Annotated in this window: 15 protein-coding genes; 8 read left to right on the top strand and 7 right to left on the bottom strand. The window is 62.1% G+C overall.

The annotated features are described in order from the left end of the window. Window positions 1–73 precede the first annotated feature (73 nt). The 5 genes from NKK50_RS02955 to NKK50_RS02975 form a co-directional block, all read right to left on the bottom strand. Window positions 74–1,165 (bottom strand): methylenetetrahydrofolate reductase, encoded by a 1,092-nt coding sequence (locus tag NKK50_RS02955; RefSeq protein ID WP_023744709.1) that lies wholly within the window; start codon window positions 1,163–1,165, stop codon window positions 74–76. Then, the gene (locus NKK50_RS02960; protein ID WP_023696447.1) at window positions 1,162–1,785 is read right to left on the bottom strand and encodes a methylenetetrahydrofolate reductase C-terminal domain-containing protein; all 624 of its coding nucleotides are present in this window, start codon (window positions 1,783–1,785) and stop codon (window positions 1,162–1,164) included. The genes NKK50_RS02955 and NKK50_RS02960 overlap by 4 nt, the downstream gene beginning before the upstream one ends. Beyond that, window positions 1,778–2,080, bottom strand: a complete 303-nt coding sequence (locus NKK50_RS02965) for a virulence factor (protein ID WP_023670397.1) — start codon at window positions 2,078–2,080, stop codon at window positions 1,778–1,780. Before NKK50_RS02965 ends, NKK50_RS02960 begins: the two co-directional genes overlap by 8 nt. 188 nt (window positions 2,081–2,268) lie before the next feature. After that, window positions 2,269–3,051: a formyl transferase gene (locus NKK50_RS02970; protein WP_352543085.1), complete on the bottom strand. Its 783-nt coding sequence runs from the start codon at window positions 3,049–3,051 to the stop codon at window positions 2,269–2,271. A 110-nt stretch (window positions 3,052–3,161) separates the two neighbouring features. Beyond that, window positions 3,162–3,737 carry a DUF4893 domain-containing protein gene (locus tag NKK50_RS02975; RefSeq protein ID WP_023833837.1) on the bottom strand — a complete coding sequence of 192 codons (576 nt, stop codon included), beginning with the start codon at window positions 3,735–3,737 and terminating at the stop codon, window positions 3,162–3,164. Between the two features lie 120 nt (window positions 3,738–3,857). Here NKK50_RS02975 and NKK50_RS02980 point away from each other — a divergent pair, with 120 nt between their 5' ends. Beyond that, on the top strand, window positions 3,858–4,388 hold the full coding sequence (locus tag NKK50_RS02980) for a hypothetical protein (RefSeq protein WP_155923533.1): 531 nt from the start codon (window positions 3,858–3,860) through the stop codon (window positions 4,386–4,388). Window positions 4,389–4,404: 16 nt separating this feature from the next. On the opposite strand, the gene NKK50_RS02985 is transcribed toward NKK50_RS02980, so the two are convergent. Then, window positions 4,405–5,046 (bottom strand): DUF1638 domain-containing protein, encoded by a 642-nt coding sequence (locus tag NKK50_RS02985; protein WP_023688116.1) that lies wholly within the window; start codon window positions 5,044–5,046, stop codon window positions 4,405–4,407. A 65-nt stretch (window positions 5,047–5,111) separates the two neighbouring features. On the opposite strand from NKK50_RS02985, the gene NKK50_RS02990 reads away from it, so the two are divergent. Then, a complete protein-coding gene (locus tag NKK50_RS02990) occupies window positions 5,112–5,252 on the top strand; it encodes an entericidin A/B family lipoprotein (RefSeq protein WP_023688117.1) in 141 nt (46 codons plus the stop codon). A gap of 88 nt (window positions 5,253–5,340) precedes the next feature. Here the strand turns inward: NKK50_RS02990 and NKK50_RS02995 are convergent, their stop codons facing one another. Further along, window positions 5,341–6,039: a cobalamin B12-binding domain-containing protein gene (locus tag NKK50_RS02995; protein WP_023688118.1), complete on the bottom strand. Its 699-nt coding sequence runs from the start codon at window positions 6,037–6,039 to the stop codon at window positions 5,341–5,343. Between the two features lie 259 nt (window positions 6,040–6,298). On the opposite strand from NKK50_RS02995, the gene NKK50_RS03000 reads away from it, so the two are divergent. The 6 genes from NKK50_RS03000 to NKK50_RS03025 all read left to right on the top strand — a co-directional run bounded on the left by NKK50_RS03000 (window position 6,299) and on the right by NKK50_RS03025 (window position 13,655). After that, window positions 6,299–7,873 (top strand): trimethylamine methyltransferase family protein, encoded by a 1,575-nt coding sequence (locus NKK50_RS03000; RefSeq protein WP_023670403.1) that lies wholly within the window; start codon window positions 6,299–6,301, stop codon window positions 7,871–7,873. Between the two features lie 89 nt (window positions 7,874–7,962). Further along, complete coding sequence (locus NKK50_RS03005) at window positions 7,963–8,649, top strand: hypothetical protein (RefSeq protein ID WP_023691016.1); 687 nt, start codon at window positions 7,963–7,965, stop codon at window positions 8,647–8,649. Window positions 8,650–8,753: 104 nt separating this feature from the next. After that, window positions 8,754–9,491, top strand: a complete 738-nt coding sequence (locus NKK50_RS03010; protein WP_023691017.1) for a dienelactone hydrolase family protein — start codon at window positions 8,754–8,756, stop codon at window positions 9,489–9,491. 95 nt (window positions 9,492–9,586) lie between these two features. Then, window positions 9,587–10,765 carry a BaiN/RdsA family NAD(P)/FAD-dependent oxidoreductase gene (locus NKK50_RS03015; RefSeq protein ID WP_023805464.1) on the top strand — a complete coding sequence of 393 codons (1,179 nt, stop codon included), beginning with the start codon at window positions 9,587–9,589 and terminating at the stop codon, window positions 10,763–10,765. 215 nt (window positions 10,766–10,980) lie between these two features. Beyond that, window positions 10,981–11,541, top strand: coding sequence for an RNA polymerase sigma factor (locus NKK50_RS03020; protein WP_023696454.1), 561 nt, complete (start codon window positions 10,981–10,983; stop codon window positions 11,539–11,541). 2 nt (window positions 11,542–11,543) lie between these two features. After that, complete coding sequence (locus NKK50_RS03025; protein WP_023746824.1) at window positions 11,544–13,655, top strand: vWA domain-containing protein; 2,112 nt, start codon at window positions 11,544–11,546, stop codon at window positions 13,653–13,655. The last annotated feature ends 45 nt before the right edge of the window (window positions 13,656–13,700 follow it).

The following is a 13,700-nucleotide window of genomic DNA, read 5'->3' on the forward strand; positions in this document are numbered from 1 at the left end:
CTCCGCCTGATATAAAGATTTCTTTATATCGTTGTCTGGTTTCATTCAAGCGAATGGCTGGCCGTCCGCGCCGTCAGTGCGCGGTCTTCACCATATCCACCTGCGTTTCGGTAATGTCGTCGTGCAGTATGCTCTCGAGCCGGTCGGCGACCATCTGATCGTCGTGGCGGATCTCGCGTTTCCATGGCTGGCGGCCTTTCAGCACGCCCGATTCATCGACGATCTCGGCGACATATTCCTCCTGGCGATAGGCCATCACATGGATGCCGGAGACACCAGGAATTTCCTTCACCTCGTTGATGATGTCGGTGCAGAGCTGCTTGCCTTCCTTCTTCTGGTCCTGCGCGCCTTCCAGCCGCTTGATGATGGTATCGGGAATATGAATGCCCGGCACGTTGGAGCGGATCCATTTGGCCGTCTTGGCCGAAGCCAGCGGGCCGACGCCGCACAGGATGAAAACTTTTTCCGTATGCCCCAAGTCCCGCGCCCTCTGCATGAAGGTTCTGAACATCGGCACGTCGAAGCAATACTGCGTCTGCACGAACTGCGCGCCGGCGGCGATCTTCTTGCCGAGATGGATCGGGCGGAAATCGAAGGGTGGCGCGAAGGGGTTGACGGCGGCGCCGAGGAAAATTTGCGGCGGCGTCGTCAACTTGCGGCCGGACAGGAACTTGCCGTTGTCGCGCATGATGCGGCAGGTTTCCAGCAACGACATGGAATCGAGGTCGAAGACAGGCTTGGCGCCGGGCTGGTCGCCGGCCTGGACGCCGTCGCCGGTGAGGCACAGCATGTTGGCGACGCCCATCGCCGCACCGCCCAGCACGTCGCCCTGGATGGCGATCCGGTTCCTGTCACGGCAGGCAATCTGCATGATCGGGGCATAGCCCATGCGGGTCAAAAGCGCGCAGATGCCGACCGAGGACATGTGGCAGTTGGCGCCGGAGGCATCGACGGCATTGATGGCGTCGACCCAGCCGTCGAAGATTTTCGCGCGGTTATAGACGTCTTCGGGATCGGCGCTGTCGGGCGGGTTGAGCTCGGTAGTGACCGCGAATTCGCCGCGCCGCAGCACACGCTCCAGTCGGCCACGTGAGGAGTGGCCGGGCAGGGGATCGAGCGGCAGATGGATGCCGGCCGGGTTTTCGTCGCGCTGGCGGCCGATCACGCGGCCGCTCCAGTGTTGGCTTTGGCAGCGGCTTCACGGGCCGCTGCCGACTGCGCCGTCACCCGCAGCCAGGCCGAGGTTTCGCGCAGCGACTGGTCTACGGGCTTCTGAACGGTCAGGATCCTGTCGCCATGCTCCATGTTCCGCGAACCTTCCCAGGCCTTGACCCAGACGCAAGGCATGTCGGGCTCGACCTCGCAATTGCCGTTGGCGCGCACGCCGCCACACGGGCCGTTGCGCAGCTGTTTGGGGCAGTTCATCGGGCACGACATGCCGGTCGAGGACAATATGCACTGACCGCACATGCGGCAGTCGAACATGAAGCCTTTTACGCGTTTTTCAACGAACTTGATCGGCGCTTCGACGCGGCCGTAGCCAAGGCCTTTCCACAGCGGATGGAGCAGCAGGAACATGTCTGCGAATCTGGAGTAGAACCATTCGAGCAATCGCGAATGGCGGATCGACCACAGCCTGATCGCAAACGAGCGCTGCACGCGCCGCTGCGGCGATACGTCGGCCGGCTTGTAGTCCGATTTCGGCGCTGCTTTCTTGACCTGAGTGGCCTGGGTAACCGGCTGGGTAACCCTTGGCCCCTCTTTGGCAGGAGTGGTTTCAGACATTTTCTTTCCCGCCTGCCTTGACCAGAGCGACCAGCCGCTCGCGGTCGTATTTCGCGTCGATGTCGCTGAATGCCTTCTCGACCTCGGCTTCGAGGTCGTCGCCGACCGGGATCGGATCGGCCTTGCGCCATTCGGCGAGGTAATCGTCGGTGCCGCCGGCGCCGGTGCGCATGGCGCACATATCGATCGCCTCGGTGAAGCGCAGCGGCAGTTCGCGCTTGGCGTTCTGCCGGCCCTTCTTGACGATGACCTGGGCGGGGATGTCGCGCCAATAGACGACGATCAGATCGGCCATGAATTCTCTCACTCCCTGTAGAGCGCCGTGCGTCCATGAGGGAAACGACGCTCCACCACTTTGTCCAGCAGGTGCGAGCATTGCCGGATGCGCAGTGGGGCTGCTTGTTATGGGACGACGCGCGCGCATTCAAAAGCGACGCTATTGGACGTCGCAAAAAGAAAGGCGAGATTCCGAGGGAAGGCTGGCTACCAAACCCGCTTGGTCAGGCCGGTCCAGAGATAGAACCAGATCGTCGGATGGTACCATTGTTTCGAGGGCAGGTCCGGCTTGATCGTGGCCAACTTTCCGTCCAAGGCGTCGCGGATCGCCTCGACGCAGATGTCGCGCGAGAACGCCGCCTGGCGCAACGCATAGCTCGAAATCGTGTCGCCGGGCTCCGGCTTGCCGCGCGCCTGTTTCAACACGCCGCCGGTGTCGACGCCGGCGTCGACCAGATGCACGGTGGTGCCGAAATTCTGGAGATCGCCGGAGGCCAGCGCCCAGTAGCCGCCATTCATGCCGCGGTATTTGGGCGCGATGCCGGCGTGGTAGTTGAGCACCGGGCAGGGCATTTGCGCCAGCGTCTGCCGGGACAAAATCCGGCAGCCGGCGAGCAGCACCACGCCCGGGCGGATGTCGGCGACCGCCTGCAGGCAATCGGGCCCGTCGGCGGAGGAGACGTGGATGATCTTTTGTCCCGGCCTCGGCTCTGTCTGCAGTTTTTGCGCTGCGATCAGCCGCTCCGCGTGCCCGGCGAAGAAGCGTTTGCCGAGCCTGGTCAGCACCATCGTGCCAAGCTGGCCGATGGCCGAAAACAAGCCTTGGCGGCGCGCCCGGCCGAGCAGCAATTGTTTTTTGGATTCAGGGCTTTCGAGGATGACGCTGACAGGACCGAACTGGTCGGCGATGGCGTTGACGATGGCCCAGATGTGCGGCCCGCCTTCGGTGACGATGACGATCGCAGCACTTTTTTCAACCGCTGATGCCATGGCGCGCTTTCTTGCCGGCGCGCAACCATTTGCCGTGCGCTGCCCGGCTCAATTCTGTGCCGGGCGAGGTTAAATCTTGATGACCGCCCGGCCAGCGAGAGACCAACGGATCAGCGCTTGAACTCGATGATGTCAAGTTTCGATTCGTAGTAGGGCGCCGGGAATTCGATGCGCCATTCATTGGCGCTGGTGCGGAAGGCATAGCCGACCTGGTCGCTTTCCGGGCCGCTGCCATAGGGTTTTGGCTTGTTGTCATTGACATAGCCGGAGCCGAGATAGATCGCGCGTTTTTCGCTATCGTCGAAGAAACGGCCCTTGGTGCGTTGCGAGCCGCTGACCTTTTCCAGCTGCCAGCCGGAGCCATCGTCCGTGACCTTGCACTTGAACCAGCCATAGATGACCAGCGGGCCGGTCAGGCCCACCTTGATGGTTCGGCATTGCCAGTTGCCGCTCAGGTCCTTGTCGGAAAAGGCCACTATCGGCTTTGCCAGCAGCGCGTCGAGTTGGCTGACCTCAGCCGGGTCTCCCGCTTTTGCCTCGGCCAGCGCCGCCTTGCGGGTCTCGCCATATTTGTCGAGGCGAACCTTGTCGGCAGGCGTGATGATCTTCTGCACCTCGCCGTCGGCGCGAGCGGGCAAGGCGAAACAGAGCAGGCAAACGGCGGCGAGCAGGACGCGAGCGGTCATCGGTGGTATCCATGTTGGCGCGGCTGGAGCAGCCGATTCTATCTTCCAGCGCACAACTTACCCATTCGCGGCGGCCTGTCATCCGTGCTTAAACAGCGGTATGTTCCGCGGGAGGTGCGCGTGGGGGTTACAATCCATTTTGAGGGACAACTGCGCGGAGAGGAACAATATCTTGCGCTGTTGCAGGAAGTTGAAGCGCTTGCCATCGCTCGAGACTGGCGATTTCGGCCGATAGACGAGGCCGAAATGGTTCTCAACCGGGTCATCGACGAACGCAGCGTTGACTATATCGGCCCGGTCTTGGGGATAGAATGCCTGCCGCATCCCAAGTCGGATCGCCTAAGGTTCGAGTTCGACAGGGACCTCTTCATGCAGCAATATTGCAAGACCCAGTTTGCGGGGTCGGAGGCGCATATCGAGATCATCGAGTTGCTTCGCAAAGTTGCTCCTTTTTTCGACAAGTTCGACGTCTTCGATGAAGGCGAGTACTGGGAACTGGGCGACCGCACAATTCTGCAGGTCAATCTCGACACAGTCGACGCTCTGCTTGCAGAGGCTTTGCGCAAGGATCCAACTGCAAGAGGGCCGATCCGGTTAGACAACGGCCGCGTTGTCGATTTCGTGTCGGATCCGCAACCGGAGAGCAAATAATCCGAAAGTCGGGCGCCTAACGCACTTCTTCTGGATGTGCCGCCACCCGCGCCAATTCAGTCGTCAGGTCGCCATAGCCGGTCGAGCGGCGCTCATAGGCGAGGCCAAGCATCTTCGCGGCCTTCTCGGCGACCTTGTCGAGTTCCGGATCGTCGGTCTGGGCGATGTAGATCAGCTTTTGGTAGTTGCCGAAATAGTCCTTGATCAGCTCCGGGTGCTTGTCGAGGCCGAGCGGCTTCATGAAGAAGGCGTCGAACTGGCGGCACAGGAAATCGGTCATGTAGAACGACATCATGTCGTCGTCGGCGACCTTCGCATAGGCGTCCATGCCCTGGTAGAAGGCAAAGCAGTGCGGCCCGGCCATGCGCTCGACGCCGTGCTTCTCCAGGACCCGGTCGAGCATGCCGCCGGTACCGCAATCGGCATAGCCAACGAAGATGTTGCTATAGCCTTCCGCCTTGGCCTTTTCGATCGCCTTGTCCATCGCCGGTGCGATGCGGTCGGGGTAGAAATGGAACTCCGCCGGCAGGCAGGTCAGGTCGAGATGGTCGAGCTTGAGCTGCTCCTTGACGGCCAAAACTTCGCGCGCAATCATTCCGCAGGCGATGACTAGCAGCCTGTCGTCCTGATTCGGTTTCGTTTTTTGCATTCTGGCCATGGAACCCGGTCGAAGCGGCCTTCGTTGCTGTGGGGCGAATCTATCGAGAGAGGGATAAACCGTCCATGAAACTGTTACGCGTTGCGCCGATTGCAATCCTTGCCTGCATCCTGGCGCTTACGGCCTGTGCCAACACCGTCCGTGGTGTCGGCCGGGATATCAAATCGACTGCGAAAGCCGTCGACGACACCGTCACCAAACCCTGACGCAGCCATCCGTTCCAATAGCTGGAACAAAAAAGCCGCGCTGCAAGGCGCGGCTTTCGATTGTGGCCCAGACGCCTTGCGTAACAGATCAGGCTGAAGCGCGCACGTTATGCTTGCGCTTCATGAAGTCCTTGGCGGTCTCGACTGCCACAGCCGCGTCGCGGCAATAGGCATCGGCGCCGACGGCCTTGCCGAATTCCTCGTTTAGCGGCGCGCCGCCGACCAGGACGACATAGTCGTCGCGGATGCCCTTTTCCTTCATCGTGTCGATGACGACCTTCATGTAAGGCATGGTCGTGGTCAAAAGCGCCGACATGCCGATAATGTCGGGCTGGTGCTGCTCGATGGCGTCGAGGTATTTTTCCACCGCATTGTTGATGCCGAGATCGATGACGTCGAAGCCGGCACCTTCCATCATCATGCCGACGAGGTTCTTGCCGATGTCGTGGATGTCGCCCTTGACGGTGCCGATCACCATCTTGCCCTGCTTCGGCGCGCCGGTGGCGGCCAGCAGCGGGCGCAGGATGAACATGCCGGCTTTCATCGCGTTGGCCGACAGCAGCACCTCGGGAACGAACAGGATGCCGTCGCGAAAGTCCTCGCCGACGATGCGCATGCCTTCGACCAGAGCTTCGGTCAGCACCTTGTAGGGCACCCAGCCGCGCTCGAGCAGGATGTTGGTGCCTTCCTCGATCTCTTCCTTCAGTCCGTCATAGAGATCGTCGTGCATCTGCTGCACCAACTCGTCGTCGGAAAGCTCGGAGAGGATGATCTCGTCGTCGGCCATTTTTCTCGGGCTCCTTGCCGCGCGGATGCGATCACGGCGGCTTAAAATAATCGCGTCAATACCTAACCCGGCGGGGGCAGGTATCCATAGCTGATTTGCGACTTCCCGCAAAAGGAAAGCGACCGCAAATCTATTGGAATTCTTGTCGATTTTGCGACAGGCGTTGGCGCTGGCGGGCCGTTTCGAATAGGGTGCATGGCTACGATCCGGGCGAGAAGCCGCCTACGCGGCCGCAAACGGTTTTTAGGGAAAAACGATCATGAGTGAAAACGCGTCAGTCGACCAGGAAGCGTCCAATGCGCGACGTGGACGTGCTGCCAGCGGCGGCGCGGCTGCAAGGCGGGCGGCGCGCTCGGGCGGCGGACCGGGCACCCAGCTCACCTATATCAAGCGCAAGATCAACATCTATGAGGTCCTCAACGAGGAAGGCCTGGCGATTATCGAAAACAACACCGATACGGTGCTGGAAGAGATCGGCATCATCTTTCGCGACGACGCCGAGGCGCTGCAGCTTTGGAAAGAGGCGGGCGCCGACGTCAAGGGCGAGCGCGTGCATTTTCCCAAGGGCCTCTGCCGCTCGCTGCTGAAGACCGCGCCGCCCATCTACACCCAGCATGCGCGCAACGCCGAACGTTCGGTGCAGATCGGCGGCAACGCCACGGTCTTCGCGCCGGTCTATGGTCCGCCCTTCGTGCGCGATCTCGACGGTGTCAGGCGCTACGCGACGATCGAGGATTTCCGGAATTTCGTGAAGCTCGCCTATATGGCGCCGTCGATTCACCATTCGGGCGGCACGGTTTGCGAGCCGGTCGACGTGCCGGTCAACAAACGCCATCTCGACATGATCTACAGCCACATCAAATATTCGGACAAACCGTTCATGGGTTCGGTGACGGCGCCAGAGCGGGCCGAAGACACCGTCGCCATGGCCAAGATCGTGTTCGGCGACGATTTCGTCGAAAACAACACCGTGCTGACCAGCCTGATCAACGCCAATTCGCCGATGGTGTTCGACGAAACCATGCTGGGCGCGCTGAAGGTTTATTCGCGTCACAACCAGGCTTGCATCGTCACGCCGTTCATCCTTGCCGGCGCGATGAGCCCGGTCACGGTGGCCGGCACGCTGACGCAGGTTCTGGCAGAGGTGCTGGCCGGCGCCTCTTTCACGCAGTTGATCCGTCCCGGCGCGCCGGTGCTGTTCGGCACCTTCGCCTCGTCGATCTCCATGCAGTCTGGTGCGCCGACCTTCGGCACACCGGAGCCGTCGCTGGTTTCCTACGGCGCCGCACAGCTTGCCCGCCGGCTCGGTCTGCCGTTCCGCACCGGCGGCTCGCTCTGCGCCTCCAAGGTTCCGGATGCGCAGGCCGCCTACGAGAGCGCCAACACGCTCAACTCGACCATTCTTGCCGGCACCAATTTCGTCCTGCATTCGGCCGGCTGGCTCGAAGGCGGACTGGCGTCCTGCTACGAAAAATTCATGATGGACATCGATCAGCTCGGCATGACGCAAAAGTTTTCCGAAGGCGTCGACCTCTCGGAAAACGGCCAGGCGATGGACGCCATCCGCCAGGTCGGCCCGGGCAGCCACTATCTCGGCTGCGACCACACCCAGGCCAATTTCCAGACCGCCTTCTACCGCTCCAGCATCGCCGACAACAATTCCTACGAGCAGTGGCTGGCCGAGGGCGAGAAGACAGCGCCGCAGCGCGCCAACGAACTCGCCCGCCGCTGGCTGGAGACCTACGAGGCGCCTTATCTCGATCCGGGCATCGACGACGGCCTGAAGGACTACATAGCGACGAAGAAGGCGTCGATGGCTGACGCCTTCACCTGAAAGGAGCCCGAGTCAGGCGGGGCTAAAGTCGCCAACATCATCCACAAGGAAGTCTGGCGGAGCGCTTTCTCCGACCCGGACAAGAAGGGATGATTGCGCGGCGCCGGGCTGACGAGATAGCGGCCGCGCTTTCCGCCGACGGCCTCATCCTGCGCGGCGGCTTCAATTTCGCAACAAGCGAAACGCCGCCGCATGGCCCTTCAGTTGCCCCCGCCAAATCCGTGCTGTTGGTGGGGCAGGCGGGAGCGGCACCCTGGCCGCATTTCCTGCGCTGGCGCGACCGGCAACCGCAAACCATTGCTAATCCGCTCGACACATGGTCGCGCGCAGTGATCGGTGCGGTGGCGGAGAAATTCGGCGCGCGCGCCGTTTCGCCTTCGGACAGACCTTATCTGCCGTTCCAGCAATGGGCGATGCGAGCGGAGGGGCTGAGACCGTCGCCGCTGGGCATCCTGATGCATCCGCAGTACGGGCTCTGGCATGCCTATCGCGGCGCGTTGCTGTTCGAGGATGAGATCGCGCTTCCTGAACGTCGCGAAGCGATTCACCTTTGCGACGCCTGTGTCGCAAAACCTTGCCTGAAATCCTGTCCGGTTGACGCCTATTCCGCGGATGGTTTCGCTCATCAGGCTTGCCTGGCGCATGTGCGGGGATCGAAGGGCGAACCATGCCGCGGCGGCGGCTGCCTCGACCGCAACGCCTGTCCGTATGGCACGGCCCATCGCTATCCGCCTGAGGTTCAGGCCTTTCACATGACGGCGTTTGCCGGCCTGTAGCCGGGTCGAAAGCCCGCACAAAGTGTTGAACGGGATTGTCAGGGAACGGCTTGCCCTGACGGTGCCTGCTTATATGTATCGCACGACATTTAACGGAGCGGGCCATGGCGAAGCAGGACATTGAGATCAAGACCGGGGACGGCGTGGCGAAAGCCGGGCTGTTCCGCTCGGCGACCGCTTCCTCGTCCAGGGCCGGCATCATTCTCTATATGGACGCTTTCGGTCCGCGACCGGCGCTCGACGCAATGGCGGAACGGCTGGCAGGCGAGGGCTATGCCGTGCTGGTGCCGGATCTTTTCTATCGCAAAGCACCCTACGGGCCGTTCGAGCCCAAGACCGCTTTCGTCGTCGAGGAGACCAAGGTCGCGCTGACGGCGTTGGTCCACGGCACGACACAGGACATGACCATCCGCGACAGCAGGGCGTTCCTCGACACGCTTACCGCTGAAGGTGTCACCGGACCGGTCGGTGTCGTCGGTTACTGCATGGGCGGGGCGCGGGCCTTGAATGCGGCTGCAACCTATCCCGATCGCATCGTGGCGGCGGCGAGCTTCCATGGCGGCAATCTGGCCAGCGATGCCGCCGACAGCCCGCACCGCAAGGCCGCAATGATCAAGGCGCGCGTCTATGTCGGGACATCGGGCGTCGACCGCAGCTTTCCGCCGGAGCAGTCGGCGCGGCTGGTCGAGGCGCTGCGCGTGGCGGAGGTCGACCACGCCATCGAAAACTATGCCGGCATGGCGCATGGCTGGTGCGTGTCGGACCACAGCGTCTTCAACGCGGCCGGCGCCGAACGTCATTGGAAGCGACTGACGACGCTGTTCGCCGAGACGCTGATCTAACGAGGCGTTGCCTGAAGTCGCAACGAACGGGTAGAGACTGCACGATTGGCGCGGCCTGTTAAAACAGCGCCGGTCGAGCGGGAACGAACAGCCTGATGCAATCCTATGATGTCGTGGTGATCGGCGCCGGTGCGGCCGGAATGATGTGCGCCATCGAGGCGGGCAAGCGCGGCCGCTCGGTCCTGGTGCTCGATCACGCGGCAAAGCCCGGCGAGAAGATCCGCATCTCCGGCGGTGGCCGCTGCAATTTCACCAACATCCATGCGAGCCCGAAGAATTTCATCTCGGGCAATCCGCATTTCTGCATCTCGGCGCTCAGCCGCTACACGCAGCGCGATTTCATCGAGTTCGTCGAACGCCACGGCATCGCCTATCACGAGAAGACGCTGGGACAGCTGTTTTGCGACGGCTCGGCGCGGCTGATCATCGACATGCTGGTTTCCGACATGCAGGATTGGGGTGTGGAACTGGCGTTGTCGACCGAGGTGAGGAACGTCAGCAAGACCGCGGACGGGTTTGTGCTGACGCTCTCCGCTGGCAGCGTCGCTTGCAGCTCGTTAGTCGTGGCTTGCGGGGGCAAGTCGATCCCCAAAATGGGCGCGTCCGGTTTCGGCTACGAGCTTGCGGCGCAATTCGGCCTTGCGGTGGTGGAAACACGGCCGGCGCTGGTGCCGCTTACCTTCGACGCAAGAACGCTGGAGCGGCTGGCGCCTTTGGCCGGCAATGCCGTCGATGCCGAAGTCGCCTGCGGCAAGACGCGGTTTTCAGAAGCGATGCTGTTTACGCATCGCGGCTTGAGCGGGCCTTCCATCCTGCAAATATCGTCCTATTGGCGCGAGGGCGACGAGATCCGCATCGCCATGCTGCCGGGGAGGGATGTGGCGGAACTGCTTCGCGCCGCCCGGCGCGTCAACGGCAGGCAAGCGGTGCAGACGGTGCTTGCAAACCATTTGCCGAAGCGCCTTGCGCAAGCAGTCGCCGAGCGCAGTGGGATCGATGGCAATCTCGCTGATTTGACAGACCTGCAAATGAAAACCGTCGAAGCCGCCGTCAACGACTGGCGCATCAAGCCGGCCGGCTCCGAGGGTTACCGCACGGCGGAAGTGACGCTTGGCGGTGTCGATACCAACGGGCTCGATCAGAAGACGATGCAGGCGAAATCCGTGCCGGGGCTGTTTTTCATCGGCGAAGTCGTCGATGTCACGGGCTGGCTGGGCGGCTATAATTTTCAGTGGGCTTGGTCGTCCGGCTGGGCCTCGGGCCAGGTGTGCTGATATTCAGGTGAGGCCGGCCTGCAAACGACGGCTTTCAGTGCTTCCGGTGCTCGCGTACCAAAAGTACGCTCCACTCCGGTTCTCGAAATCCATCGTTTTCGGCTCGGCCTCACCTGAATCTCAGCGCACCTGTTGCGCGTGCATCCGTCGCCTCGGAAAAAAATCTTTCCATAACCCCAAGGATTGGCCATTAGCCTTCGTCCAACAGGCAAATGATGGCGATGATGCTGGATGAAAGCGAAGCCTCCGACGCCGAATTGATCGGGCGGGCGAAGGGCGGAGACAGGGGTGCCTTCGGCAAATTGCTGGAGCGGCACTACGACTTCGTCTATCGCGCCGCCTATCGCTGGTGCGGAAAGAAGGCCGATGCCGAAGACATCGCCCAGGAGGTCTGTGTCCGTCTCGGCAAGGCGATCCGCGACTATCGCGGCGGCGGCGCGTTCACGACATGGCTCTATTCCGTGACGCTGAACGCGGCGCGCGACATGATGCGCAAGACCACGCGCGAAAACGTCAAGACCGAGGCTTTCGGCGCCTACAGCATGATTTCGGGAGAGGCCTCGGCCGAGCCCGAAGATCCGACTGAGGCGCTCTGGGCAGCGGTGCGGCAATTGCCGGACAAGCAGCGCGATGCAGTACTTCTGGTCTATGGCGAAGGTTTGAGCCACGCGGCCGCCGCCGAGGCGATGGCAATCTCGGAGACGACGGTTTCCTGGCACATCCATGAAGCGAAGAAACGGCTGAAGACGTTGATGCGTTCAGCCGGGGAAGTGTGACCATGGTCGACGACAACGAACTCAACAGGCTGCGCGACGCAGCAGTACCGGCGCCGGGCGAAAGCGCGAAGGCACGCGCCTTCGAAGCCGCCATGAGCGCCTATGATCAGGAAAATATTTCTGCCGTCACCCAAGGATCGGTCGGCGGGCTTCGTCTCACAGAGCGAGCACAAAAGCTCTGGAGCGAGATCATGCAAAAGAAACTCATCGCCACGCCGGCCATTGCCGGGCTCGTCGCCCTGCCGATCGCCGGATACGCCACCTTCCATATGCTGAGGGAACAGCCGTTGCCGTTCGGCGGCGACGAGAAGATCACCGAGACGCTGGCCGACAAGCCGGCAACCAATGGGCCGGCGATCAACGCGCCGGTAAAAGAAAAGCAGGCGCCTGAAGGCGACAAGAAGACCGACGCCGATGTGCGAAGCCGCGACACCACTACGCCGCTTACGCCACCCGCGCCGCCGAAGCCCGAATCGACCGTTGCTGTCGCCCCGGCGCAGCAGGATGCGCTGGGACGCGGCGTGTTGGCCGAGCCTGCGCCAGTTGAGAGCCGCGAGTTTTCGCTTGACGGCAGTGCTGCTCCGGCCGGCGGCGCGCGGGTCAACCGCATGGCCGGCGCGACCGAATCCAAGTACCTGGCACAGCCTTCGACGATGCCGGCCGACCAGATTGCGCCGCAGGAGCCAAACCGCGACCGCGTCGAGGATTTCAAGACCAATCCGGTGCATGCAGCCCTTCAGGATCCGGTCTCGACCTTCTCGATCGACGTCGACACGGCTTCCTATTCCTTCGTCCGCGGCTCGCTGAAGCAGGGCTACCTGCCGCAGGCCGATACGGTCCGCGTCGAGGAGATGGTCAATTACTTCCCCTATGACTGGAAGGGTCCGGACTCGGCTTCGACGCCGTTCAACTCGACCGTCAGCGTCATGCCGACGCCGTGGAACGGGCACACCAAGCTGATGCACGTCGCCATCAAGGGCTTCGACATCAAGCCGGTCGAGCAGCCCAAGGCCAATCTGGTGTTCCTGATCGACGTCTCGGGTTCGATGGATGAGCCGGACAAGCTGCCGCTGCTGAAGTCGGCTTTCCGGCTGCTGGTCAGCAAGCTCAAGGCGGACGACACCATCTCGATCGTCACCTATGCCGGTGACGCCGGCACCGTGCTGATGCCGACCAAGGTCACCGAGAAGGACAAGATCCTCAACGCCATCGACAATCTGCAGCCGGGCGGCTCGACGGCCGGCGAGGCGGGTATCAAGGAAGCCTACAAGCTTGCCCAGCAGTCCTTCGTCAAGGACGGCATCAACCGTGTGATGCTGGCCACGGACGGCGACTTCAATGTCGGCCAGACCGATGACGACGATCTGAAGCGACTGATCGAGCAGGAGCGCAAGACCGGCGTCTTCCTGTCGGTGTTCGGCTTTGGACGCGGCAATCTGAACGACCAGATGATGCAGACCATCGCCCAGAACGGCAACGGCACCGCCGCCTATATCGACACGCTGGCCGAGGCCGAGAAGGTTCTGGTCGAGGATGCCTCCTCGACGCTGTTCACCATCGCCAAGGACGTCAAGATCCAGGTCGAGTTCAATCCGGACAAGGTCTCGGAGTACCGGCTGATCGGCTATGAAACCCGCGCCTTGAACCGCGAGGACTTCAACAATGACCGCGTCGATGCCGGCGATATCGGCTCCGGTCATTCGGTGACGGCCATCTACGAGATCACGCCGAAGGGCAGTGGCGGCGAGCAGATGGATCCGCTGCGCTACGGCCAGGCCGCGGTCGACAATGGCGGCGTCGCCAACGCCGACGAATATGCCTTCGTGAAAATCCGCTACAAGCTGCCGAACGAAGACGTCTCGAAGCTGATCACCACGCCGGTGACGTCGGCCAACGAGGTCGCGTCCTTCGACCAGGCCAGCACCGACCAGCGTTTCTCCGTCGCTGTCGCCGCCTTCGGCCAGAAGCTGCGCGACGAGGATGCGACCGCGAAGTTCGGCTACGACAAGATCATGGAGATTGCCACCGCCGCCCGAGGAGCCGACCCGTTTGGGTACAGGTCCGAGTTCCTTTCGCTTGTGCGCCTTGCCTCGGCGCTCGGCGGTAACCGGTAGTGGCAATACAGCCGGTTCCTTTCAGACGGGGGTCGTTCTGATACG

The organism is Mesorhizobium sp. M0001, assembly GCF_040324255.1.
Classification (GTDB): Bacteria; Pseudomonadota; Alphaproteobacteria; order Rhizobiales; family Rhizobiaceae; genus Mesorhizobium.

Bases quoted from the DNA above. Each gene is read 5' to 3' on its own strand.
- NKK50_RS02960 (WP_023696447.1), bottom strand. From the start codon at position 1,785: ATGTCTGAAACCACTCCTGCCAAAGAGGGGCCAAGGGTTACCCAGCCG.
- NKK50_RS02965 (WP_023670397.1), bottom strand. From the start codon at position 2,080: ATGGCCGATCTGATCGTCGTCTATTGGCGCGACATCCCCGCCCAGGTC.
- NKK50_RS02970 (WP_352543085.1), bottom strand. From the start codon at position 3,051: ATGGCATCAGCGGTTGAAAAAAGTGCTGCGATCGTCATCGTCACCGAA.
- NKK50_RS02975 (WP_023833837.1), bottom strand. From the start codon at position 3,737: ATGACCGCTCGCGTCCTGCTCGCCGCCGTTTGCCTGCTCTGTTTCGCC.
- NKK50_RS02985 (WP_023688116.1), bottom strand. From the start codon at position 5,046: ATGGCCAGAATGCAAAAAACGAAACCGAATCAGGACGACAGGCTGCTA.
- NKK50_RS02990 (WP_023688117.1), top strand. From the start codon at position 5,112: ATGAAACTGTTACGCGTTGCGCCGATTGCAATCCTTGCCTGCATCCTG.
- NKK50_RS02995 (WP_023688118.1), bottom strand. From the start codon at position 6,039: ATGGCCGACGACGAGATCATCCTCTCCGAGCTTTCCGACGACGAGTTG.
- NKK50_RS03000 (WP_023670403.1), top strand. From the start codon at position 6,299: ATGAGTGAAAACGCGTCAGTCGACCAGGAAGCGTCCAATGCGCGACGT.
- NKK50_RS03005 (WP_023691016.1), top strand. From the start codon at position 7,963: ATGATTGCGCGGCGCCGGGCTGACGAGATAGCGGCCGCGCTTTCCGCC.
- NKK50_RS03010 (WP_023691017.1), top strand. From the start codon at position 8,754: ATGGCGAAGCAGGACATTGAGATCAAGACCGGGGACGGCGTGGCGAAA.
- NKK50_RS03015 (WP_023805464.1), top strand. From the start codon at position 9,587: ATGCAATCCTATGATGTCGTGGTGATCGGCGCCGGTGCGGCCGGAATG.
- NKK50_RS03020 (WP_023696454.1), top strand. From the start codon at position 10,981: ATGGCGATGATGCTGGATGAAAGCGAAGCCTCCGACGCCGAATTGATC.
- NKK50_RS03025 (WP_023746824.1), top strand. From the start codon at position 11,544: ATGGTCGACGACAACGAACTCAACAGGCTGCGCGACGCAGCAGTACCG.